We start from the raw sequence: 22,876 nt of genomic DNA, 5'->3' as shown, positions 1-22,876 counted from the left end.
CGTCACTCCTTCCGGCCCGGGCGCCGTACCCGCACCGACAGCGAGGGCGGCCGGGACAGTCCCAGGCCGCGCACGGCGTCGCCGAGCACGGCGTCCAGGTCGCTCCGTACCTCGTCCAGTTCCCGGAAGTGCGACAGGGCGCGGACCTTCGCGCGGCGCCGGCGCACCCGGACCCGTGCCGACTGCACGCCGGCGACCTCCACGGCCCGGTCGCGCAGGGCGCTCGCGGCGGCGTCCCGGTCCAGGCCCGCCCGTACCCCGGCGTGCGTGCGGCGCATCGGCAGCACGTGCCGCAGGCCGGGGGTGACGGCCAGGGCGATCAGCCAGAGGCCGAGCGCGGCGGCGACCCCGGCCCCGACGAGCACCCAGGTGTCGTCCAGCGGCCGTTCGGCGAGCTGCCGGGTCAGGTCCCGGCGCCAGCTCATGCCGGGCCGGCCGGCGCGCACCGAGACGATGTCGTAGAGGAACAGCCCCGCCAGGCCCAGGAGCAGCAGCGCGACGATGCCCGCGGGGACGCGGCGTGCCGACCAGAAGCGGCCCGCGCGGCCCCCCTCGCCCCCGGCCTCCGCCTGTGGCGCCGGCCGGCCGGGTCCGGTGCCCTCGTCCGTCTCCGGCTTCTCCAGGAGGGGCAGGCGCTGTGTCGTGCCCTCGCGCTCGGTGCCCCGCGGTTCGGTGCCTTGGGGGTCGGTGCCCCGGGGTTCGCTCATCGCGTCCTCCGCTGTCCGGCTCCGGGTGCCCCGGCCAGATGCAGCCCCTCCACCTGGACGACGACCTCCGGCACCCGCATGCCCACCAGAGCGCCCACGCGCTCGACCACCTGACGCCGCACGCTCCGGCAGCGGTCGCCGATGTCGCAGGGGTAGGCGAGCTCCACGTGCACCCGGACGTGGACGACGTCGCGGTGGACGGTGACGCTGGCCGACGGCCGGTCGACGTCGGGCGGCAGCGTCCCGACGGCCTCGCGGGCCGCCTGGGAGGCGATCTTCGCGACGACCCGGTCGGCGATCCTGGTCGCCCCGCGCTCGCCCGGCGGGACGACGGTCAGTGGTCTGTCGAGCTCACCGGCACCCGTGCTCACGGGCGTCACCGCCACCGTTCGTCACGGTTGCGGAAGAAGTCGCCGAGGTCCATGTCCCCCTCGAGGAACCGGCCGACGCCGAAGCCGACGGCGCCCAGCGCCGCCACCAGCAAAAACGCCCCGAACCCGCCGAAGTATCCGGCGAATGCCAGCGCCATGCCGGCGATCATCCCGGCCACGCCCATGCTCATGCGCTCCTCAGCTCCTCATCCGCTGTGCCGTGTCCTGGCCCGTGCCTCACTGGATCCGGCGCTCCGGTTCCTCTTCCTCCTCGTCCGGCAGCTTCACGTCGCTCACCGCGATGTTGACCTCGACGACCTCCAGGCCGGTCATCCGCTCGACGGCCGTGATGACGTTCTCCCGCACGTCCCGCGCCACGTCGGCGATCGACACGCCGTACACGACGACGATCTCCAGGTCGAGGGCGGCCTGCACCTCGCCGACCTCCGCCTTCACACCGCGGGTCACCCCCGACTTCTGGCCGCCGGGCACCCGGTCGCGCACGGCTCCGAAGGTGCGGGACAGTCCGCTGCCCATGGCGTGCACGCCGTCCACGTCGCGCGCGGCGAGCCCGGCGATCTTCTCGACGACGCCGTCGGCGATGGTCGTCCGCCCCCGGGAGCCCGGGTCTCCCCCACCTCGCTTGGTCAGAGGGCTTCTGCGCGCCGCCGCCGTCTCGCTCTCCCCGCCCCGGTTCTCGGTCATGTCAGTCATCGCCGCACGTCCCTTTCGGTCGTCGTCCTTCGACTACCGTATGCACGGTTACGTGGAAGCGCGCCTCTGATGCGGCAGGCTGGAGGAATGACGGCCGACCGATGGACGCGAGCAGTGAGACATCAACTGGGTCTGGGCAGGCTTCTGCCGCTGGGTGAGGCGCGGGACGGCGCCTGGATCGCCGAACGGGCGGTCGAGACGGTGCTGGAGCGCGCGGCGCGCGACGCCCCGGGAGTACGCCTCGACGCGCTCCGGATCGCGCTCGCGGACGTCGAGGAGATCCATGAACCGGCCGTGCCGGCGCCGCCGAGTGCCCTGCCGCCGGGACCGCTGCGGGTGACCGCGCAGTTCACGGCCACGGCCTCGCGGCCGCTGCCCGAGACGGCGTCGCTGCTGCGGGCGGCACTGGCGAGCGCGGCGACACAGCGGCTCGGCCTGGCGGTCGCGGAGGTGGACCTGAAGGTGACGGGCCTGCTGGAGGAGGACCCGGACGGGGAGCCCGGGGCCGCGTCCCCCGAACCGCCGCGGGCCGAACGGGTGGAGGGCGGCGACGAGGGCCGCGTGGCCGGCGCCGCGCTGGAGGTGCCGGGCGTGCTCCGGCTGACCGGCACGCTGGGTCACCCGGTGCACATCGAGGAGGTGCCGGCCGGCGACGCCGCGCTGACGCGCCGCCACGTCCGGCTGGAGGTGGCGGTGGCCGCGGACCGGCGGGCCGCTGACGTGGCCCGCGCGGTCCGCACGGCGGTCGGGCAGGTCCTGCCGGACCACCCGACGGTGGCGGTCGTGGTGAGCGCGCTCGGCTGACCGCGCTCCGGCCGGCCGCGGCGGGGGTCTCAGTCGCCGACGCCCGCGAGGTCCCGCAGCCGGCGGGCCTGGGACTGGCGCTCGGCGCGGCGCTGCTCCTCGTAGGTGCGGTCCTGGGCGCCGCGCAGCAGGGCCTTGGTCTCGATGACGGCGTCGCGGGGCGCGGCGAGGACGGCCGCGGTGAGGTCGCGGACCGTGTCGTCGAGCTGTCCGGCGGGCACGGCCACGTTGGCGAGCCCGGTGCTGACGGCCTCCTCGGCCGCAACGAAGCGCCCGGTCACGCAGATCTCCAGTGCGCGGGCGTAGCCGACGAGCCCCACCAGCGGATGCGTACCCGTCAGGTCGGGCACGAGTCCGAGGCTGGTCTCGCGCATGGCGAACTGCACGTCGTCGGCGACGACGCGCAGGTCGCAGGCGAGGGCGAGCTGGAAGCCCGCCCCGATGGCATGCCCCTGGACAGCGGCGACGGAGACGATGTCGCTGCGCCGCCACCAGGTGAACGCCTCCTGGTACTCGGCGATGGTCGCGTCCAACTCGGCGTCGCCGCCGCGCGCGAGGTCGATGAACGACGGTTCCCCGTCGAAGCCCTCGGGCGTGAACGCCTGCCGGTCGAGCCCGGCCGAGAAGGACTTGCCCTCGGCCCGCAGGACCACGACGCGGACGGAGCCCGGCAGCAGCCGCCCCGCCTCGGTCAGCGCCCGCCACAGAGCGGGGCTCTGCGCGTTGCGCTTGGCCGGGTTGGTCAGCGTCACCGTGGCGATCACGTCGTCGACGGTGAGCCGTACGCCGTCCTTGTCGAGTACGGGAACGAGGTCCTGGTCGGGCGAAGCCATGGGACGCCTCCGATGTGTGCGGTCGTCATCCGCGCCGTACGCCGGCTGGTGCACCGGGGCACGACACAGCTAAGTGACTGCACAGTAACCACCCGGTCGGTCAGGTGAACGACCGGGTGGCCACCATCGAAGCCGTGGGGCCACCCGGGGTCAGGCCGTGGCCTTCTTGCCCCGGGTCGCCCCGCCACGCCCTCGCAGCGTGACGCCCGACTCACTGAGCATGCGGTGCACAAAGCCATACGAGCGGCCGGTCTCCTCGGCCAACGCCCGGATGCTCGCACCGGCGTCGTACTTCTTCTTCAGGTCTGCCGCGAGCTTGTCGCGCGCGGCGCCGGTCACCCGGCTGCCCTTCTTCAGAGTCTCGGCCACCCGTGCCTCCTCATGGGAAGTGCGCTCTGGTCTCCTCATGATCACCCCTCCGGGCCCTGATGGCCACCCATTCGGCAAGGTCCGTGAGACACGGTGGTGACGACGGGAGCGCATCCCCACATGCGGAATGCGAAATTCCGAAGAGCCTCGTTCCCGAGGCCGAACGCATCGTCCCGGGAAATGCCAGGTCAGAAAGACGTCGCGGCCGAGCCCGGAAGGATCAGGGGCTCGGCCGCGAAATCGATGTAGGACACACCTCGGTACGAGGAGATCTCACACAGATGATGGATCACCGATGGGCCGAATGATCCATACGCCGTTGATCACGCATTCGATCAAGCGGTACTGACGCTCAGGCCAGGGCGACGAGGTCCGCGTAGTCGGCGCCCCACAGGTCCTCGATGCCGTCCGGCAGCAGGATGATGCGCTCCGGCTGGAGCGCCTCGACCGCGCCCTCGTCGTGCGTGACGAGGACGACCGCGCCCTTGTAGGTGCGCAGCGCGCCGAGGATCTCCTCGCGGCTGGCCGGGTCGAGGTTGTTGGTCGGCTCGTCGAGGAGCAGCACGTTCGCCGAGGACACCACGAGGGTGGCGAGGGCGAGGCGGGTCTTCTCGCCGCCGGAGAGGACCCCGGCCGGCTTGTCGACGTCGTCGCCGGAGAACAGGAACGAGCCGAGCACCTTGCGGACCTCGACGAGGTCCATGTCGGGCGCGGCGGAGCGCATGTTCTCCAGGACCGTGCGGTCCGGGTCGAGGGTCTCGTGCTCCTGGGCGTAGTACCCGAGTTTCAGACCGTGGCCGGGGACGACCATGCCGGTGTCGGGCTGCTCGACGCCGCCCAGCAGCCGCAGCAGGGTGGTCTTGCCGGCGCCGTTGAGGCCGAGGATGACGACGCGGCTGCCCTTGTCGATGGCCAGGTCGACGTCGGTGAAGATCTCCAGCGAGCCGTAGGACTTCGACAGGCCCTCGGCCATCAGCGGGGTCTTGCCGCAGGGCGCGGGCTCGGGGAAGCGGAGCTTGGCGACCTTGTCGGACTGGCGGACCGCCTCCAGGCCGGACAGCAGCTTGTCGGCGCGGCGGGCCATGTTCTGCGCGGCGACGGTCTTGGTGGCCTTGGCGCGCATCTTGTCGGCCTGCGAGTGGAGGGCGGCGGCCTTCTTCTCGGCGTTGGCGCGCTCGCGCTTGCGGCGCTTCTCGTCGGCCTCGCGCTGCTGCTGGTAGAGCTTCCAGCCCATGTTGTAGATGTCGATCTGGGCGCGGTTGGCGTCCAGGTAGAACACCTTGTTCACGACCGTCTCGACCAGGTCGACGTCGTGGGAGATCACGATGAAGCCGCCGCGGTAGGTCTTGAGGTAGTCGCGCAGCCAGACGATCGAGTCGGCGTCGAGGTGGTTGGTCGGTTCGTCGAGCAGCAGCGTGTCCGCGTCGGAGAACAGGATCCGGGCCAGCTCGATCCGGCGCCGCTGACCGCCGGAGAGGGTGTGCAGGGGCTGGCCGAGCACGCGGTCGGGCAGGTTGAGCGCGGCGGCGATGGTGGCGGCCTCGGCCTCGGCGGCGTACCCGCCCTTGGTGAGGAACTCCGTCTCCTGGCGCTCGTACTGCTTGAGCGCCTTCTCGCGGGTGGCGCCCTGCCCGTTGGCGATGCGCTGCTCGTTCTCGCGCATCTTGCGGATCAGTACGTCCAGGCCGCGGGCGGAGAGGATGCGGTCGCGCGCGAGGATGTCGAGGTCGCCCGTGCGCGGGTCCTGCGGGAGGTAGCCGACCTCGCCGGAGCGGGTGATGGTGCCGCCGGCGGGCATGCCCTCGCCGGCCAGGCACTTGGTGAGGGTGGTCTTGCCCGCGCCGTTGCGGCCGACCAGGCCGATGCGGTCGCCCTTGGCGACCCGGAAGGAGGCGTTTTCGATGAGGACGCGGGCACCGGCGCGCAGCTCGATACCGGAAGCGGAGATCACGGACAGACTCCAGGGCGGATACGGGGGCGGGAAGGGCGGCTGAGGACGTTCCCGCCGTCTAATGCGCGAGGAGAAAGGCCATGGGGACAGTCTAACGGGGCGGTGCAACCAGTTTTTCTGCGTGCGGACGCGCGGTTCGTCCCGACGGGTCGTCGTCCGGACCCGCTGCCAGACTGGACAACGGGTCCGGACCATCGAGGATCACGGCGACCGAGCACAAGGGAGTGATCGGCATGGCAGGCACCTCCGGCGGGCGCCCGAGCGTCTACCCGACGCTGCTGTACGGGGACGCGAAGGCGGCGATCCGCCAGCTGACGGAGGCCCTCGGCTTCACCGAGCTGTCGGTGTACGAGGGCGAGGACGGCTCGGTGCTGCACGCCGAGCTGGCGCAGGGCAACGGCGCGGTGATGATCGGCACCCGCGGCACCGGCAGCGTCTTCGACAGAGCCATGAAAGGCGCCGGCACCACGGGGGTGTACGTCGTGGTGGACGACGTCGACGCGCACCACCGCCACGCCGTGGAGCACGGCGTGGAGATCCTGATGCCCCCGACGGACCAGGACTACGGCTCCCGGGACTACATGGCCCGGGACGCCGAGGGCAACGTCTGGAGCTTCGGCACCTACGCGCCCGACACGGGCGCCTAGCTGCCGCCCGTGTGCACCTGGAAGGCGGCCCGGCGGACGGCCTTGGCGAGGGCCGGGTCGGGGTGGGCCGCGGCGAGCGCGACCAGGACCTGCACGGTGCGCGGGTGTCCCACGGCGCGGACCTCGTCCAGCAGCATCGGGACCGTCGGCTGCACGGCGGACTCCAGGTGCCGCACGAGCAGCGGGGCCTCCCCGTGGTCGGCGACGGCGGCGGCGGTGTCCACCCACAGCCAGGTCGCCTCCTGCCGGGTGAGGACCTCGTGGGCGTCCTCCGGGTCGGCGCCGTCGTGCTCGGCGAGCCACAGCAGCGCGTACGGCCGCAGCGTGGGCTCGTCCAGCACGGCGCGGACGTCCGGCTCGGCGGGGGCGCCGACGACGCGCAGCGCCTCGAAGGCCAGGCCCCGCAGCAGGGCGTCCTCACCGCGGGCGGCGTCGAGGAGCTCGGTGACGGCGCTGCCGACGGTGCGGGCGGCGAGCCAGGCGCGGTACTCGGCGCGGGCCGCGTTCGGGCGCAGCTGGGCGCAGCCGCGGAGCATGTCCTCGGCGCCCTGCTCGATGTTCCCGGCGGGGCTCTGCGCGGCGACGCAGATCTGCTCCAGCTTGACCCAGACGGCCCAGCTGCCGAGCGGGGTGAGCGTGGCCTGCCCGTCGCCGTAGGTGAGGGCACCGACGGAGGCGAGGGCGCGCAGGGCCCAGTCCAGCAGGGGCGCGAGCGGGGCGTCGGTGGGCTCCGGTTCGGCCGTGGGCTCGGGCTGGGGGCCGTAGGGGATCTCGCAGCGGGCGGTGCGCAGCTCGGTGACGCGCTGCTCCAGGAGGTCGAGGAGCTGCTCGACGGGGACGGGGCCGGCGGACAGCTGGAGGAAGGAGAGCACCTGGGGCATGGCCGAGACGACCTCGGCGACGGCGGCGGGCTCGTGTTCCTCGGGCTCCGGGCAGGCCAGCGACCAGGCGTCGAAGAGGGCGACCCAGCCGCGCAGGACGGCGCTGTCGTCGCGGTTCCAGGCGCGCAGCCGCCAGCCGGGGCGGGCGCTGTCGCCGTGCACCTCGACGAGACCGGCGAGCCGGGCGGTGTCCCAGTCGGCTCTGACCTGAGCGGGGGTCAGGCCGAGGTCGCGGGCGGCCCGTTCGGCGGTCGCCTCGGAGAGGGTGGCCTTGCCGTCGGCGGTGGCGCTGTCCCCGCCGGGGCCGAGCGCGGCGTCGGCCCAGCGGGCGACGCGGGCCGCGCCGGCCAGACCTGAGCGTGCCATTCTGGCCAGTTCCGCCGGTGCCGGGGTGCCCTCCGGGGGGCGCGGGGCGGGTCGGCGCGAGCGCCGCTGGTTCATCGCTGCGGGGGCGGCGGCCAGGGGTCGCGGGCGGACGAGTCGGAGCCTGGAGTCGCGCGGGATACGGGACGTCACGGGGGCAGTCTTCCGGTTGACGGTCCGAAAACCCAAACGGAATGTCACGGCGGGCGACGGGGATGGCCAACGCACCGGCTCGCCGGAGTGGTCCCCGGCCGGGAACAGGCCAGTCGTACGACGCTAAACGGAATCATCACGACCGGTCGGTGGGGGCCGGGCCGGGACGTGGTTGCGAGGGGGCGAAGGGGGCGTGAACGGGGGGTGCGTGCGGCCGGGCGCCGAGGGCGGGTCACATGAGCGGGGTCAAGAAGCGCCGGAGGGCTTCCTCGTAGGCCCGGGGGTCGGCGTTCCACATGGCTCCGTGCGGGGCGTCGCCGACGGTGTGGAGGGAGACCATGTCGGGGCGGGCGTCGGCGAGCCGGCGGGAGAACCGCCAGGGGGCGACCGTGTCGCCGGGGCCGTGGATGACCAGGGCCGGGACGCGGAGGCCGTCGTAGGGGGCGGTGGCGCGGTCGCCGGACAGGCCGGTGCGGCCCCGGGCGGCGCGCACGGCGAGGGGCAGCAGCGCGCCCGGGGTGCGCCGGGCCGCGGCCAGGGCGCGCAGGGTGGTCTCCCAGCTGAGCACCGGCGAGTCCAGGACGAGCCCGGAGACCCGCTCGCGCAGCCCCGAGCGCTCGGCGGCGCGCAGGGCCATGGTGGCGCCGGTGGACCAGCCGTGCAGGACGACCTGGCGGGCGCCGTAGCGCACGGCGTAGCGGATCGCCGCGTCGAGGTCGCGCCACTCGGTCTCGCCGAGGTGGTTCAGGCCGTCGGCGGGGCGGGGTGCGCCGAGGTCGCCGCGGTAGGCGAGGGCGAGCACCGGGAAGCGGCTGCGGTGCAGAAACCCCATGACGTTGAGGGCGAGTTCGCGGGTGGTGCCCAGGCCGTGCACGGCGATCACCCAGGTGTCCCGGGCGCCGGGCACGAACCACGCGGGCAGGGCGCCGAGTTCGCCGGGGACGTCGACGTCGGCGTGTTCGATGCCGAGGGCGGAGCCCGGGTCGCCGACGTGCGCGTTGGGGGTGAGCCAGACCTTGTCACCGGGTTTCAGGGTGCCGTGCGTCACGCTCTCCAGGCGGCGCACGACGGTGTCGGCGGAGGGCGTGGCGCCGGCCAGGACGGGGCCGACGATCGCGTGGGAGCCGTCGCCGGACAGGCCGTAGCGGCCGGGTCGCAGGGCGGCCAGGTCCCGGGTGAGGGTGATCTGCCCGGCGGCGGTGCCGTGCACGGTGAGCCGGGGTTCGGTGGGCAGCGGCCGGCCCGCGGGCGCCTTGAGCGCGGCGTCGCTGGCGAGCCGGCCGGCCGCCACCGCGGCGGCGCCGGCCCCTAGCACGGCGGTGACGGCAGCGGCCGTCGCTCTGACAGTGCGCACGGCTCCAGTGTCCCGGCGGGGCGAGCGGGCGACCAGTGGGAGGCGGCGGCGGGGTGACGTCGCGCGCCGGGTCAGGGCCGCTGGCCGTAACCGCGCAGCCGCTCCCGCACCTCCGCCAGTTGCCGGCCGGACAGCAGGCTCGGCGTGAGGCCCGGCACCGACGTGGCGGTGAGCCACAGGCGGCACATCCACTCCAGCTGGGCCGTGCGGTCGTAGGCCTGGTCGAGGGTGGTGCCGTAGGTGACGGTGCCGTGGTTCTGCAGGAGGCAGCCGGAGCGGCCGGCGAGGGCGCGCAGCATGTGCGCGGCCAGCTCGTCGGTGCCGTACGTGGCGTAGGGGGCGACCCTGACGGGTCCGCCGAGCGCGGCGGCCATGTAGTGGATCAGCGGCAGCTCGGTCACGAGCGTGGACACGGCCGTGGCGTGCACGGCGTGGGTGTGCACGACGGCACGGGCGTCGGTCGTGCGGTGGACGGCCAGGTGCATGGGCAGCTCGCTGGTGGGGACGAGCGTGCCGAGGACCTGCCGGCCGTCGAGGTCGACGCCGGTGACGTCGCCGGGCGTGAGGCGGTCGTAGGGGACGCCGGACGGCGTGACCAGGACGGTGTCCCCGACGCGCACCGAGACATTGCCGGACGTGCCGACGACGAGTCCCTCCGCGACCGTGCGGCGGGCCGTCGCGACGAGGTCCTCCCAGGCGCGGGCCTCCTCGGGGCGCACGCTCCTGCGCCGCGCCTCCCCCACGTCCTCAGTGCCGCCCCGGACGTGCCGCGTGTCCCGCTCGTCGTCTCGCTGCTCAGCCATGCGGCGATCCTGCCAGGCGCAGGCCCTGCGCACGGCGTCCTCGACAGGTCACTCGATCGGCTGAAGAGGTGGGCGCGTCGAGCCTAGGCCGCGGGGGCGTGGGGAGTCTCACAGCACGCCGGAACGTCGAACCCCCGTTGTGGACACCCATGCGCCCCTCCCAGTTCATCTTCCGTTCACTCGGGTTACTTACGTTCGTCCAGCCAATGACCTCGAACGATTGCCTGGGTAAATGGAAAGCTTCTCGCTGATCCTCGCGATTGTGGTGGTAACCGCACTCGCGTTCGATTTCACGAACGGTTTCCACGACACCGCGAACGCGATGGCCACGACCATTTCCACGGGCGCCATGCGACCGAAGGCCGCGGTCGCCATGTCCGCGGTCCTGAACCTGGTCGGCGCCTTCCTGTCCGTCGAAGTCGCCAACACGATCTCCAAGGGCCTCGTCGACGAGGCCGGCATCCGTCCCGAAGTCATCTTCGCCGCCCTGGTCGGCGCGATCCTGTGGAACCTGCTGACGTGGCTGGTCGGCCTGCCGTCCAGTTCCTCGCACGCCCTCATGGGCGGTCTGATCGGCGCCACGATCGCCTCGGCGGGCGTCGGCGCGGTGCACGGCGACGTGCTGGTGACCAAGGTGCTCATCCCGGCGATCGCCGCCCCGCTGGTGGCGGGCATCGCGGCGATGCTGGCCACGCGGCTGACGTACTCGCTGGGCCGCAAGGCCGACGGCAAGGCGTCCGAGAAGGGTTACCGGGCCGGCCAGATCGCCTCGGCGGGCCTGGTCTCCCTGGCGCACGGCACCAACGACGCGCAGAAGACGATGGGTGTCATCACCCTGGCCCTGGTCGCCGGCGGCGCCGTCGCCCCCGACTCCGACCCGCCCATGTGGGTCATCCTCTCCGCGGGCATCGCGATCGCGCTCGGCACCTACCTGGGCGGCTGGCGCATCATCCGGACCATGGGCAAGGGCCTGACCGACCTCCGGCCGCAGCAGGGCTTCGCCGCCCAGACCAGCGCGGCCACGGTCATCCTGGCCTCCTCGCACCTCGGCTTCTCCCTCTCCACCACCCACTCCGTGTCCGGCTCGGTGATGGGCGCGGGCCTCGGCCGCAAGGGCGGTGTCGTCCGCTGGTCGACCGCGACGCGGATGTTCGTCGCCTGGGGCCTGACCCTGCCGGCGGCCGCCCTGGTGGGCGCGCTCGCCGAGTACGTCACCGGCTTCGGGAACTGGGGCACCGCCGTGGTGGCCGTCTTCCTGGTCGCCTCCTCCGCGGCGATCTGGAAGCTCTCCCGGCGCGAGGTCGTCGACCACACCAACGTCAACGACACCGGCGCCGAAGCCGACGAGGAGCCGGCCGGCGTGGTGACCGCGGCGATGGCCGCGGTGACGCCGCCGCCCGCGGGCCCCACGGCCGGCGACGTCCCGACGTTCCCCGCCCAGGCGGCCGCCGAACGGACGCCCACCACGACCACCACGGTCTGACCCCGCCCACCGGTTACAAGGAAGAAGCAGAGATGAAGATCGACTGGGCGGCCCTCGGCTCCGTCTTCGGCGTCAGCCTCGTGGTCACCGTGGCCCTCGTGGGCCTGTTCACCCTCGGCATCACCGGTCTGTCGCGCCGCGAACGGGCGGTGGCGCAGGGCGGGTCCGCGGGCCTGGCGGTGACGGGCGCCTACGCCTGCTTCGCCGCGTGCGCGGCGGCCGTGGCGTACGGCATCTACCTGATCGTGGCCTGACGGCCCGACCGCACATCGTGTCCGCCGGGCGGCACGGGACCTCGGTCCCGTGCCGCCCGGTCGTCGTGTGCGCGAAAGGGACGGTGTGGGGTTCTCCACACTCTCCCCTCGCAGGTCAAGGGCAAGTTGACGGCGGTTCGCGCCCGTGGTGGACTTCCGGGGCCAGTACGGCGGCAGGAGAGGAAGCCGGTGCGAGTCCGGCGCGGTCCCGCCACTGTCACCGGGGTAGCCATCCCCGGGAGCCAGGAACTCTCACCGCCGGTCACGTCGAACCAGGGCGCGGACACCCTGAGTGAGGACACGTATCGCCATGCGCGGCTGCCGACCGAGGTTCAGCACCCCACCCCCGCCTGCCCCGTTGGGCGGCTGACCCCATGGGTGCCGGTCGCGTCTTCGCGTACGGTGCCGCCGCCGGCCTGATCGGTGACCTGCTGCTCGGCGACCCCCGCCGAGGGCATCCGGTCGCCGCGTTCGGGCGGGCCGCGGGTGCCGTGGAACGAGTGGTGTGGCGGAACCACCGCGGGTGGGGCGCGCTGCACGCCGGGGTGTGCGCGTCAGGCGCCGTCGCGCTGGGGGCTGTCGCCCAGCGTGCGGTGCGGTCCTCCGCCGTCGCCTCCGTCGCGCTCACCGGTGCCGCCACCTGGGCCGTCGTCGGGGGGACTTCACTCGCGCGTGAGGCGCGGACCATCGGACGTGCCCTGGAGGCGGGCGACGTCGAGGCGGCCCGGGCGCGGCTGCCGCATCTGTGCGGACGCGACCCGCAGGCCCTGGACGCCGACGGCATCGCCCGGGCCGTGGTCGAGTCCGTCGCCGAGAACACCTCCGACGCGGTGGTGGGGGCGCTGGTGTGGGGGGCCCTGGGCGGGGTGCCGGGGCTGCTCGGGTTCCGGGCCGTCAACACCCTGGACGCCATGGTCGGGCACAAGTCGGCCCGTTACCGCCGCTTCGGGTGGGCCTCCGCGCGGCTGGACGACGTCATGGGGTGGCCGGGGGCTCGGCTGACGGCCGTCCTGGCGACGCTGGCCGGGCCGGATCCGCGCGGCGCCGTGCGCGCCTGGCGGGCGGACGCGGCGCAGCACCCGAGCCCCAACGCCGGTCCCGTGGAGGCCTCGTTCGCCGGGGCGCTCGGCGTGCGGCTGGGCGGGACCCTGTCGTACGGCGGGCGGGTGGAGCACCGGCCCGTGCTCAACGAGGCGGGGCGGGGCGTCGGCGTCCGGGACGTCGAACGGGCCGTGCGGCTGTCCCGCCGCGTCGGCTGGCTCGCGCTCGGCGTCTGTGTCGCCGCGCGCCACATCACGAAGGGGCGTACGTCATGAGCGGTGGGCTTCTCGTCGCCGGGACCACCTCCGACGCGGGCAAGAGCGTCGTGACGGCCGGTATCTGCCGGTGGCTGGTGCGCCAGGGCGTCAAGGTCGCGCCCTTCAAGGCGCAGAACATGTCCCTGAACTCCTTCGTGACGCGGGAGGGCGCCGAGATCGGGCGGGCGCAGGCCATGCAGGCGCAGGCCTGCCGGGTCGAGCCGACCGCGCTGATGAACCCCGTGCTGCTCAAGCCCGGTGGCGAGCAGAGCAGTCAGGTCGTGCTGCTGGGCAAGCCGGTCGGCGAGATGAGCGCGCGCGGCTACCACGGCGGGCGGCAGCGGAAGTTGCTCGGGACGGTGCTGGACTGCCTGGAGCAGTTGCGGGGCACGTATGACGCGGTGATCTGTGAGGGGGCCGGTTCTCCCGCCGAGATCAACCTGCGGCGGACCGACATCGTCAACATGGGCATCGCCCGGAACGCCGGGCTCCCGGTGCTCGTCGTCGGCGACATCGACCGGGGCGGTGTCTTCGCCTCGTTCTTCGGGACGGTGGCGCTGCTGTCCCGCGAGGACCAGGAGTGCGTCGCCGGGTTCCTGGTCAACAAGTTCCGCGGGGACGTCTCCCTGCTGGAGCCCGGGCTGGAGATGCTGCAGGGCCTCACGGGGCGGCGGACGTACGGCGTGCTGCCCTTCCGGCACGGGCTCGGGATCGACGAGGAGGACGGGCTGCGGGTGTCCCTGCGCGGCGCGGTGCGCGAGTCCGTCGTCGCGCCGCCCGTCGGACAGGACGTGCTGCGCGTCGCCGTGTGCGCGGTCCCCCTCATGTCCAACTTCACGGACGTCGACGCGCTGGCCGCCGAACCCGGCGTCGTGGTGCGGTTCGTGGACCGGCCGGAGGAGCTGGCCGACGCCGATCTCGTCATCGTGCCCGGCACCCGCGGCACGGTCCGCGCGCTGGACTGGCTGCGCGAGCGGGGGCTCGCCGACGCCCTGGTGCGCAGGGCCGCCGAGCAGCGGCCCGTGCTCGGCGTCTGCGGCGGCTTCCAGATCCTCGGCGAGCGCATCGAGGACGACGTCGAGAGCCGCCGGGGCCGGGTCGACGGGCTGGGGATCCTGCCCGTGCGGGTGCGGTTCGCCCGCGACAAGACCCTCACAAGGCCGCAGGGCGAGGCCCTCGGCGAGCGGGTCGAGGGCTACGAGATCCACCACGGGGTCGCCGACGTCACCGGTGGCGACCCCTTCCTGGACGGCTGCCGGGTCGGCCAGACCTGGGGCACCCACTGGCACGGCTCGCTGGAGTCGGACGGCTTCCGGCGGGCGTTCCTGCGCGAGGTGGCGGCCGCCGCGGGCCGCCGTTTCGCGCCGGCTCCCGACACCTCGTTCGCCGCGCTGCGCGAGGAGCAGCTCGACCGGCTCGGCGACCTGATCGAACAGCACGCGGACACCGACGCGCTGTGGCGGCTCATCGAGTCCGGCGCGCCGCAAGGACTGCCCTTCATCCCACCGGGAGCACCCGCATGAGCACTGTGTTGTTGTTGTCGACCGCCGACACGGACCTGCTGGCGGCCCGGGCCGCCTCGGGCGCCTCGTACCGGATCGGCAATCCCACCCGCGTGGACGTGCGCGAGGAGCTGCCGGCGCTGCTGCAGGGGGCGGACATCGCCGTGGTGCGGCTGCTCGGCGGCAAGCGGGCCTGGGAGGACGGGCTCGCCGCGCTGAGGGCCTTTGGGATCCCCACCGTGCTGCTGGGCGGCGAGACCGTGCCGGACGCGGAGCTGATGGCCGAGTCGTCCGTGCCCGCCGGGGTCGTCGCGGAGGCGCTGAAGTACCTCGTGGAGGGCGGCCCGGAGAACCTCACCGAACTGGCCCGGTTCCTGTCCGACACCGTGCTGCTCACCGGCGAGGGCTTCGCCGCGCCGCGCGAGATGCCCGAGTACGGCGTGCACGGCGAGCGGGCGCACACCGAGGGACGCCCGACGGTCGGTGTGCTCTTCTACCGGGCCCACGAACTGAGCGGCAACACCGCCTTCGTGGACACGCTGTGCGACGCGATCGAGGCCCACGGCGCCAACGCGCTGCCCGTGTACTGCGGTTCGCTGCGCGGGGCGGACGAGGGGCTGTACGAGATCCTGGGCCGGGCGGACGCCCTGGTCGCCACCGTCCTGGCCGCCGGCGGCACGCACGCCTCGCAGGCCTCGGCCGGCGGGGACGAGGAGGCCTGGGACATCGGCGCCCTGGCCGAGATGAACGTCCCCGTGCTGCAGGGGCTGTGCCTGACGTCCTCCCGGCAGGCCTGGGAGGAGTCGGACGCCGCCCTGTCCCCCATGGACGCCGCGATGCAGGTGGCGATCCCGGAGTTCGACGGGCGGCTGATCACCGTGCCGTTCTCCTTCAAGGAGCAGGGCCCGGACGACGTGCCCGTGTACGTGGCCGACCCGGAGCGGGCCGCGCGGGTCGCCGGCATCGCCGTACGGCACGCCCGGCTGAAGCACAAGGAGAACGGCGAGAAGAAGCTCGCGCTGGTCTTCACCGCGTACCCGACCAAGCACTCGCGGGTCGGCAACGCGGTCGGGCTCGACACCCCGGCGTCGGCGGTGCGGGTGCTGGACGCGCTGCGGGACGCCGGGTACGCCGTAGAGGGGTACCCGGACAACGGGGACGAGCTGATCCACCGGCTGATCGAGGCCGGCGGGCACGACGTGGAGTGGCTGACGGAGGAGCAGCTCGCCTCGGCGCCCGCGCGGGTGCCGCTGGCGGACTACCGGGCCTGGTTCGACAGGCTCGACCCTGAGCTGCGGGACGCCATGACCCAGGCGTGGGGCGAGCCGCCGGGCGGCCTCTACGTCGACGGGGACGACATCGTGCTGGCGTCCCTGCAGTTCGGGAACGTCGTGGTGATGATCCAGCCGCCGCGCGGCTTCGGCGAGAACCCGATCGCGATCTACCACGACCCGGACATGCCGCCCTCGCACCACTACATGGCGGCCTACCGCTGGCTGGAACACAGCTTCGGCGCCGACGCCATCGTGCACATGGGCAAGCACGGCACCATGGAGTGGCTGCCGGGCAAGGGCCTCGGGCTCAGCGGCGGCTGCGCCCCGGACGCGGTCCTCGGCGACCTGCCGCTGGTCTACCCGTTCATCGTCAACGACCCGGGCGAGGGCACCCAGGCCAAGCGCCGCGGGCACGCCACCGTCGTCGACCACCTCGTGCCGCCGATGGCCCGCGCCGACACCTACGGCGACCTGGCCAAGCTGGAGCAGCTCCTGGACGAGTACGCGCTCGTCTCCGACCTGGACCCGGCCAAGGCCCCGGCCGTGCGGGCGCAGATCTGGACGCTGGTGAAGGCGGCCGAACTCCACCACGACCTGCACGTCGACGAGCAGCCGGACGACGAGGCGTTCGACGAGTTCGTCATGCACATCGACGGCTACCTGTGCGAGATCAAGGACGTGCAGATCCGCGACGGCCTGCACGTCCTGGGCGGCGGTCCGGTCGGCGAACCGCGCGTCAACCTGGTGCTGGCCGTGCTGCGCGCCTCGCAGGTGTGGGGCGGGCGGGCCGGGGCGCTGCCCGGGCTCCGGGCGGCGCTGGCGGAGCACTTCGGGCTGGTGGAGAAGGAGCTGCTGGCCGAGCCGGGCGCCCCGGTGAAGGTGCCGGCCGAGCTGACGGACCTGGTGGACGGCCCCGCCCGCAGCGCCGCCGACGCGATCGACCTGCTGGAGCAGTTGTGCCGGCGGTTCGCCGAGGGCCTGGAGGAGCGCGGCTGGGCGGTCGCCGAGAGCGCGCCGCTGGTACGGGAGGTCCTCGGCGCCGACCTGCCCGAGGCGGTGGCCGTGCTGGAGTTCGCCTGCGCCGAGGTCGTGCCGCGGCTGGCGCGCACCACCGACGAGATCGGGCACATCCTGCGCGCCCTGGACGGCGGTTACGTCCCGGCCGGTCCCTCCGGCTCGCCCACCCGCGGTCTGGTCAACGTCCTGCCGACGGGCCGCAACTTCTACTCCGTCGACCCCAAGGCCATCCCGTCCCGGCTCAGCTGGGAGGTCGGGCAGTCGCTCGCGGACTCGCTGGTGCAGCGCTACCTCCAGGACACCGGGGAGTACCCGAAGTCCGTCGGCCTGACGGTGTGGGGCACCTCCGCCATGCGCACCCAGGGCGACGACATCGCCGAGATCCTGGCGCTGCTGGGCTGCCGGCCGGTGTGGGACGACGCCTCGCGCCGGGTGACCGGGTTCGAGGTGATCCCCCTGGCGGAACTCGGCCGGCCGCGCATCGACGTCACGGTCCGCATCTCCGGGTTCTTCCGGGACGCGTTCCCGCACGTGGTGGGCCTGATCGACGACGCCGTGCGCACGGTGGCCGAACTGGACGAGCCCGCCGACGCCAACTACGTACGGGCGCACGCCGACGAGGACACCGCCGAGCACGGCGACCGGCGCCGCGCCACCGCCCGGATCTTCGGCTCCAAGCCGGGCGCCTACGGGGCCGGTCTGCTGCCGCTGATCGACGCCCGCAACTGGCGCTCGGACGCGGACCTCGCCGAGGTGTACGCGGTGTGGGGCGGCTACGCCTACGGTCGGGGGCTCGACGGACGGGCCGCGCGCGGGGACATGGAGACGGCGTTCAGGCGGATCGCGGTCGCCGCGAAGAACGTCGACACCCGCGAGCACGACCTGGTCGACGCCGACGACTACTTCCAGTACCACGGCGGCATGGTCGCCATGGTCCGCCACCTCACCGGCACGAGCCCCGAGGCGTACGTCGGCGACTCGGCCACCCCGGACCAGGTGAAGACCCGCACGCTCGGCGAGGAGACGCACCGCGTGTTCCGGGCCCGGGTGGTCAACCCGCGCTGGATGGCGGCCATGCGGCGGCACGGCTACAAGGGCGCCTTCGAGATGGCGGCGACCGTCGACTACCTGTTCGGGTACGACGCCACGGCCGGGGTCGTGGACGACTGGATGTACGAGAAGCTCAGCGCCGAGTACGTCTTCGACCCGGAGAACCGGGACTTCATGAAGAAGTCCAACCCGTGGGCGCTGCGCGGGATCACCGAGCGGCTGCTGGAGGCCGCCGAGCGCGGGCTGTGGGCCGAGCCGGACGCCGAGACGCTGGAGCGGCTGCGCGCCACCTACCTGGAACTCGAAGGCGACCTGGAGGGCGACGACAAGTGACCACCCCCTTTCCGTTCACGGCCGTCGTCGGCCAGGACGATCTGCGGCTCGCGCTGCTGCTGAACGCCGTGTCGCCGGCGGTCGGCGGTGTGCTGGTGCGCGGCGAGAAGGGCACCGCCAAGTCGACTGCGGTGCGGGCCCTGTCGGCGCTGCTGCCGGCGGTCCCGGTCGTCCCCGGCTGCCGTTTCTCCTGCGACCCCGCCTCCCCCGACCCGGGGTGCCCGGACGGGCCCCACGAGGCCGGCGGCGGTGTCGAACGGCCCGCCCGCATGGTGGAGCTGCCCGTCGGCGCCTCCGAGGACCGGCTCGTCGGCGCGCTGGACATCGAGCGGGCGCTGTCGGAGGGCGTGAAGGCCTTCGAGCCCGGCCTGCTCGCCGACGCGCACCGCGGGATCCTCTACGTCGACGAGGTCAACCTCCTCCACGACCACCTGGTCGACCTGCTGCTGGACGCCGCCGCGATGGGCGCCTCGTACGTCGAGCGCGAGGGCGTCTCCGTGCGGCACGCCGCGCGGTTCCTGCTCGTCGGCACCATGAACCCCGAAGAGGGCGAGCTGCGGCCGCAGTTGCTCGACCGGTTCGGGCTGACCGTCGAGGTCGCGGCCTCCCGGGAGCCGGACCAGCGGGTCGAGGTCGTGCGCCGGCGACTGGCCTACGACGACGACCCGGCCGCCTTCGCGGCCCGCTGGGCCGAGGAGGAGGCCGCCGTCCGGGCGCGGATCGTGGCGGCGCGGGAGCTGCTGCCGTCGGTGCGGCTGGGTGACGGGGCGCTGCGGCAGATCGCCGCGACCTGCGCGGCCTTCGAGGTGGACGGCATGCGCGCCGACATCGTGATGGCCCGGACCGCGACCGCGCTGGCGGCCTGGGCCGGGCGGACGGACGTGCTCGCGGAGGACGTCCGGCAGGCGGCGCTGCTGGCGCTGCCGCACCGGCGGCGGCGCAACCCGTTCGACGCGCCCGGGCTGGACGAGGACAAGCTGGACGAGACGCTGGAGGAGTTCGGCGGCTCGCAGGACGACGACCCGGATCCGGACCCTGGGCCGGACGGGCCCGGCGGGGGCGGCGGACAGCCGGACCCCGGCGAGGGTCCCGAGGGCGGTGACACCGGTGCCCGGCCCGAGGCCGGGGAGGGCGGGCGGCCGCAGCCGTCCGGCGGCGGCGAGCAGCCGGCCGCACGGCCCGCCGAGCCGTTCCGCACGAAGGTGCTGAGCGTGCCCGGGATCGGCGAGGGCGCGGCCGGGCGGCGCTCGCGGGCGCGGACCGAGCACGGGCGCACCACCGGGGCCAGGCGGCCCCGGGGCGCGCTCACCAAGCTGCACCTGGCCGCGACCGTGCAGGCCGCGGCGCCCCACCAGCGGGCACGTGGACGGTCCGGGCCGGGTCTGGTGGTGCGCCGGGACGATCTGCGGCAGGCCACCCGCGAGGGGCGCGAGGGCAATCTCGTGCTGTTCGTGGTGGACGCCTCCGGGTCGATGGCGGCGCGGCAGCGGATGAGCGCCGTGAAGGGCGCCGTGCTGTCGCTGCTGCTGGACGCCTACCAGCGGCGGGACAAGGTGGGTCTGGTGACCTTCCGGGGCACCGGCGCGGACGTCGCGCTGCCGCCGACCTCGTCGGTGGACGCGGCGGCGGCCCGGCTGGAGTCGCTGCCGACCGGTGGGCGGACACCGCTCGCCGCGGGGCTGCTGCGGGCGCACGACGTGCTGCGCGTGGAGCGGCTGCGGGATCCGGCGCGGCGGCCGCTGGTCGTGGTGGTGACGGACGGGCGGGCGACGGGCGGGCCGGAGCCTGTCGCGCTGGCCTCGCGCGCGGCTCGGCTGTTCGCGGCCGAAGGGGTCGCCTGTGTGGTCGTGGACTGCGAGTCGGGGCCCGTCAGGCTGGGGCTCGCCGGGCAGCTCGCGGGTGAGCTGGGCGGCACGGCCGTGACCCTGGAGGAGCTGCGGGCGGACAGCATCGCCGGGCTGGTGAAGGACGTGCAGAGGAGGGCCGCGTAATGCCGCAGGGACAGCCGAGTGTGGTGCCCGACGACGGACTGACGACCCGGCAGCGGCGCAACCGGCCGCTGGTCGTGGTGCACACGGGCGTCGGCAAGGGCAAGTCCACCGCCGCGTTCGGGCTCGCGCTGCGGGCCTGGAACCAGGGGTGGCCGATCGGGGTGTTCCAGTTCGTCAAGTCGGCGAAGTGGAAGGTCGGCGAGGAGCGGGCGCTGCGCGTGCTCGGCGACTCCGGCGAGGGCGGCACCGTGGCCTGGCACAAGATGGGCGAGGGCTGGTCCTGGGTGCAGCGCGACGCGCAGATGGACAACGAGGAGAAGGCCCGGGAGGGCTGGGAGCAGGTCAAGCGGGACCTGGCGAACGAGACGTATCAGCTGTACGTGCTCGACGAGTTCGCGTACCCGATGCACTGGGGGTGGGTCGACACCGACGAGGTCGTCGACGTCCTGCGCAACCGGCCCGGGACGCAGCATGTGGTGATCACCGGGCGCAACGCCCCGGAGAGGCTCGTGGACTTCGCCGACCTCGTGACCGACATGTCCAAGGTCAAGCACCCCATGGACGTCGGGCAGAAGGGGCAGAGGGGCATCGAGTGGTGAGTCCTTCCGTCCCCCGGCTGGTCGTCGCCGCGCCGTCGTCCGGCAGCGGCAAGACCACCGTCGCCACGGGGCTGATGGCCGCGTTCGCCGCGCGGGGGCTCGCCGTGTCCGCGCACAAGGTCGGGCCGGACTACATCGACCCCGGGTACCACGCGCTCGCGACCGGGCGGGTGGGGCGGAACCTGGACGCCTACCTGTGCGGGCCCGAGATGGTCGGGCCGTTGTTCCTGCACGGGGCGCGGGGGTGTGACGTCGCCGTCGTCGAGGGCGTGATGGGGCTGTACGACGGGGCGGCCGGGGAAGGGGAGCTGGCCTCCACCGCTCATGTCGCGAAGCTGCTGCGGGCACCGGTGGTGCTGGTCGTCGACGCGTCGTCGCAGTCGCGGTCGGTGGCGGCGCTGGTGCACGGGTTCGCGTCCTGGGACCCGGAGGTGCGGGTCGGGGGCGTGATCCTGAACAAGGTCGGGTCCGACCGGCACGAGGAGCTGCTGCGGGAGGCGCTGGATTCGGCCGGGGTGCCTGTGCTGGGGGTGTTGCGGCGGGCGGGGCAGGTGGAGACGCCGTCGCGGCATCTGGGGCTGGTGCCGGTCGCCGAGCGGCAGGCGGCGGCGGTGGAGGCCGTGGCGGCGATGGGGGCGCAGGTCGCCGCCGGGTGCGATCTGGAGGCGTTGGCCGCGCTGGCGCGAAGTGCGGGCGCGTTGCCGTGTGCGGCGTGGGACGCGGCTGAGGCGGTCGCTCCGCCCACCCGGCACCCGACACGGCCGGATGACCGCTTCCCACCGAGGATCGCCGTGGCCGGCGGGCCCGCCTTCACCTTCTCCTATGCCGAGCACGCCGAGTTGCTTCGGGCCGCCGGGGCCGACGTCGTGACCTTCGATCCTCTCCGGGACGAGGAACTGCCCGAAGAGACCCGCGGGTTGGTGATCGGGGGCGGGTTCCCCGAGGTGTACGCCGCCGAGCTGTCCGCCAACGAGCCGTTGCGCAAGGCCGTCGCCGAGCTGGCGCTGAGCGGCGCTCCCGTGGCCGCCGAGTGCGCCGGGCTGCTGTATCTGTGCCGGGAGCTGGACGGGCTGCCGATGTGCGGGGTGCTGGACGCCGGGGCGCGGATGAGCGAGCGGCTCACGCTGGGCTACCGGGACGCCGTGGCCGTCGGTGACAGCGTGCTCGCGGCGGCCGGGACGCGGATGCGCGCGCACGAGTTCCACCGGACCGTCGTGGAGCCCGGGTCTGGGGCGGAGCCCGCCTGGGGCGTCCGCACACCCCGGCCGCGGGTCGAAGGTTTCGTACAGCGCGGTGTGCACGCGAGTTATCTGCACACGCACTGGGCGTCCCAGCCCGGTGTCGCCCGTCGGTTCGTGGAGAGGTGCCGCACGTCATGAGCAGCAGGCTGGTGGGGGTCGGGGTCGGCCCCGGGGATCCGGAGCTGGTGACCGTCAAGGGCGTCAACGCCCTGCGCGCGGCGGACGTGGTCGTCGTGCCCGTGATGGACACGGGCGAGCGCGGGCGGGCCGAGGCGACCGTGGTGCACTACGTGCCCGAGGAGAAGGTCGTCCGGGTCGTGTTCGCGCTGAACGAGCGGAGCGACCGGGCCCGGCGCGAGGCCGCCTGGGACGCGGCGGGCGAACGGGTCGCCGAGCTGCTGCGTGCCCACGCCACGGTGGCGTTCGCGACCATCGGCGACCCCAACGTCTACTCGACCTTCACCTATCTCGCCCAGACCGTCGCCGGACTGGTGCCGGGGACCGTCGTCGAGACCGTGCCCGGGATCACCGCCATGCAGGACCTCGCCGCCCGGTCGGGTGCCGTGCTGACCGAGGGGACCGAGCCGCTCACGCTGGTGCCCGTCACCGCGGGGGCGACCGTGCTCAAGGAGGCCCTCGCCGGGCCCGGGACCGTCGTCGCGTACAAGTTCGGCCGGCAGGCGCACGAGGTCGCCGAGGCGCTGCGCGAGACCGGGCGGATCGAGGACGCGGTGTGGGGGTCGGCGCTGGGGCTGGCGGAGGAGTCGATCCGACCGGCCGCCGACCTCGACGGCGCTCCCCTGCCCTACCTGTCGACGCTCATCGCGCCCGCCCGGCGCGAGGGCGGCCGGGGCGGAAAGCTCTGACCCGGCCGCCCGTTCATC

Annotated in this window: 21 protein-coding genes and 1 riboswitch; of the genes, 11 read left to right on the top strand and 10 right to left on the bottom strand. The window is 74.0% G+C overall.

Features of this window, described 5'->3' with window-relative positions; all coding sequences use genetic code 11:
- Positions 1–2: 2 nt before the first annotated feature.
- The 4 genes from RIN80_RS01425 to RIN80_RS01410 are packed head-to-tail and all read right to left on the bottom strand — an operon-like array spanning position 3 to position 1,792.
- A complete protein-coding gene (locus RIN80_RS01425) occupies positions 3–707 on the bottom strand; it encodes a DUF6286 domain-containing protein (protein WP_309093594.1) in 705 nt (234 codons plus the stop codon).
- Entirely contained in the window at positions 704–1,087 is a 384-nt protein-coding gene (locus tag RIN80_RS01420; RefSeq protein ID WP_309093633.1) for a hypothetical protein, read from the bottom strand. The genes RIN80_RS01425 and RIN80_RS01420 overlap by 4 nt, the downstream gene beginning before the upstream one ends.
- A complete protein-coding gene (locus RIN80_RS01415) occupies positions 1,084–1,269 on the bottom strand; it encodes a hypothetical protein (protein WP_309093593.1) in 186 nt (61 codons plus the stop codon). Before RIN80_RS01415 ends, RIN80_RS01420 begins: the two co-directional genes overlap by 4 nt.
- Before the next feature lie 46 nt (positions 1,270–1,315).
- Positions 1,316–1,792 carry an Asp23/Gls24 family envelope stress response protein gene (locus tag RIN80_RS01410; RefSeq protein ID WP_309093592.1) on the bottom strand — a complete coding sequence of 159 codons (477 nt, stop codon included), beginning with the start codon at positions 1,790–1,792 and terminating at the stop codon, positions 1,316–1,318.
- Positions 1,793–1,879: 87 nt separating this feature from the next.
- On the opposite strand from RIN80_RS01410, the gene RIN80_RS01405 reads away from it, so the two are divergent.
- Complete coding sequence (locus RIN80_RS01405) at positions 1,880–2,596, top strand: nucleopolyhedrovirus P10 family protein (RefSeq protein WP_309093591.1); 717 nt, start codon at positions 1,880–1,882, stop codon at positions 2,594–2,596.
- A 29-nt stretch (positions 2,597–2,625) separates the two neighbouring features.
- Here RIN80_RS01405 and RIN80_RS01400 read toward each other — a convergent pair whose 3' ends face one another.
- The 3 genes from RIN80_RS01400 to RIN80_RS01390 form a co-directional block, all read right to left on the bottom strand.
- Complete coding sequence (locus RIN80_RS01400) at positions 2,626–3,429, bottom strand: enoyl-CoA hydratase/isomerase family protein (RefSeq protein ID WP_309093590.1); 804 nt, start codon at positions 3,427–3,429, stop codon at positions 2,626–2,628.
- Positions 3,430–3,579: 150 nt separating this feature from the next.
- The gene (locus tag RIN80_RS01395; protein WP_010037790.1) at positions 3,580–3,798 is read right to left on the bottom strand and encodes a helix-turn-helix domain-containing protein; all 219 of its coding nucleotides are present in this window, start codon (positions 3,796–3,798) and stop codon (positions 3,580–3,582) included.
- A 352-nt stretch (positions 3,799–4,150) separates the two neighbouring features.
- Entirely contained in the window at positions 4,151–5,749 is a 1,599-nt protein-coding gene (locus RIN80_RS01390) for an ABC-F family ATP-binding cassette domain-containing protein (protein WP_309093589.1), read from the bottom strand.
- Between the two features lie 233 nt (positions 5,750–5,982).
- Between RIN80_RS01390 and RIN80_RS01385 the strand changes: the two genes are divergently transcribed.
- Positions 5,983–6,396 carry a VOC family protein gene (locus RIN80_RS01385; protein ID WP_309093588.1) on the top strand — a complete coding sequence of 138 codons (414 nt, stop codon included), beginning with the start codon at positions 5,983–5,985 and terminating at the stop codon, positions 6,394–6,396.
- Here the strand turns inward: RIN80_RS01385 and RIN80_RS01380 are convergent.
- The 3 genes from RIN80_RS01380 to RIN80_RS01370 all read right to left on the bottom strand — a co-directional run bounded on the left by RIN80_RS01380 (position 6,393) and on the right by RIN80_RS01370 (position 9,950).
- Positions 6,393–7,793, bottom strand: a complete 1,401-nt coding sequence (locus tag RIN80_RS01380; RefSeq protein ID WP_309093587.1) for a hypothetical protein — start codon at positions 7,791–7,793, stop codon at positions 6,393–6,395. The genes RIN80_RS01385 and RIN80_RS01380 overlap by 4 nt on opposite strands.
- Before the next feature lie 232 nt (positions 7,794–8,025).
- The gene (locus tag RIN80_RS01375; protein ID WP_309093586.1) at positions 8,026–9,147 is read right to left on the bottom strand and encodes an alpha/beta fold hydrolase; all 1,122 of its coding nucleotides are present in this window, start codon (positions 9,145–9,147) and stop codon (positions 8,026–8,028) included.
- Between the two features lie 71 nt (positions 9,148–9,218).
- Complete coding sequence (locus RIN80_RS01370) at positions 9,219–9,950, bottom strand: class II aldolase/adducin family protein (RefSeq protein WP_309093585.1); 732 nt, start codon at positions 9,948–9,950, stop codon at positions 9,219–9,221.
- Positions 9,951–10,182: 232 nt separating this feature from the next.
- On the opposite strand from RIN80_RS01370, the gene RIN80_RS01365 reads away from it, so the two are divergent.
- The 9 genes from RIN80_RS01365 to cobI all read left to right on the top strand — a co-directional run bounded on the left by RIN80_RS01365 (position 10,183) and on the right by cobI (position 22,858).
- Entirely contained in the window at positions 10,183–11,433 is a 1,251-nt protein-coding gene (locus RIN80_RS01365) for an anion permease (RefSeq protein ID WP_309093584.1), read from the top strand.
- A 32-nt stretch (positions 11,434–11,465) separates the two neighbouring features.
- Complete coding sequence (locus tag RIN80_RS01360; protein ID WP_309093583.1) at positions 11,466–11,687, top strand: hypothetical protein; 222 nt, start codon at positions 11,466–11,468, stop codon at positions 11,685–11,687.
- A gap of 178 nt (positions 11,688–11,865) precedes the next feature.
- Positions 11,866–11,939, top strand: a riboswitch (cobalamin riboswitch).
- 122 nt (positions 11,940–12,061) lie between these two features.
- A complete protein-coding gene (locus RIN80_RS01355) occupies positions 12,062–13,003 on the top strand; it encodes a cobalamin biosynthesis protein (protein WP_309093582.1) in 942 nt (313 codons plus the stop codon).
- Positions 13,000–14,508, top strand: a complete 1,509-nt coding sequence (locus RIN80_RS01350) for a cobyric acid synthase (protein WP_309093581.1) — start codon at positions 13,000–13,002, stop codon at positions 14,506–14,508. Before RIN80_RS01355 ends, RIN80_RS01350 begins: the two co-directional genes overlap by 4 nt.
- Positions 14,505–18,161 (top strand): cobaltochelatase subunit CobN, encoded by a 3,657-nt coding sequence (cobN, locus tag RIN80_RS01345; protein ID WP_309093580.1) that lies wholly within the window; start codon positions 14,505–14,507, stop codon positions 18,159–18,161. The genes RIN80_RS01350 and cobN overlap by 4 nt, the downstream gene beginning before the upstream one ends.
- Positions 18,158–20,152: a putative cobaltochelatase gene (locus RIN80_RS01340; RefSeq protein WP_309093579.1), complete on the top strand. Its 1,995-nt coding sequence runs from the start codon at positions 18,158–18,160 to the stop codon at positions 20,150–20,152. The genes cobN and RIN80_RS01340 overlap by 4 nt, the downstream gene beginning before the upstream one ends.
- The gene (cobO, locus tag RIN80_RS01335; RefSeq protein WP_309093578.1) at positions 20,152–20,751 is read left to right on the top strand and encodes a cob(I)yrinic acid a,c-diamide adenosyltransferase; all 600 of its coding nucleotides are present in this window, start codon (positions 20,152–20,154) and stop codon (positions 20,749–20,751) included. The genes RIN80_RS01340 and cobO overlap by 1 nt, the downstream gene beginning before the upstream one ends.
- Positions 20,748–22,130: a cobyrinate a,c-diamide synthase gene (locus RIN80_RS01330; protein WP_309093577.1), complete on the top strand. Its 1,383-nt coding sequence runs from the start codon at positions 20,748–20,750 to the stop codon at positions 22,128–22,130. Before cobO ends, RIN80_RS01330 begins: the two co-directional genes overlap by 4 nt.
- Entirely contained in the window at positions 22,127–22,858 is a 732-nt protein-coding gene (gene cobI, locus RIN80_RS01325) for a precorrin-2 C(20)-methyltransferase (RefSeq protein WP_309093576.1), read from the top strand. The genes RIN80_RS01330 and cobI overlap by 4 nt, the downstream gene beginning before the upstream one ends.
- The last annotated feature ends 18 nt before the right edge of the window (positions 22,859–22,876 follow it).

The sequence above is a fragment of the Streptomyces sp. genome (assembly GCF_031181705.1).
In the GTDB taxonomy this organism is placed as follows: domain Bacteria; phylum Actinomycetota; class Actinomycetes; order Streptomycetales; family Streptomycetaceae; genus Streptomyces.
This window is presented reverse-complemented; position numbering and strand designations above follow the sequence as displayed.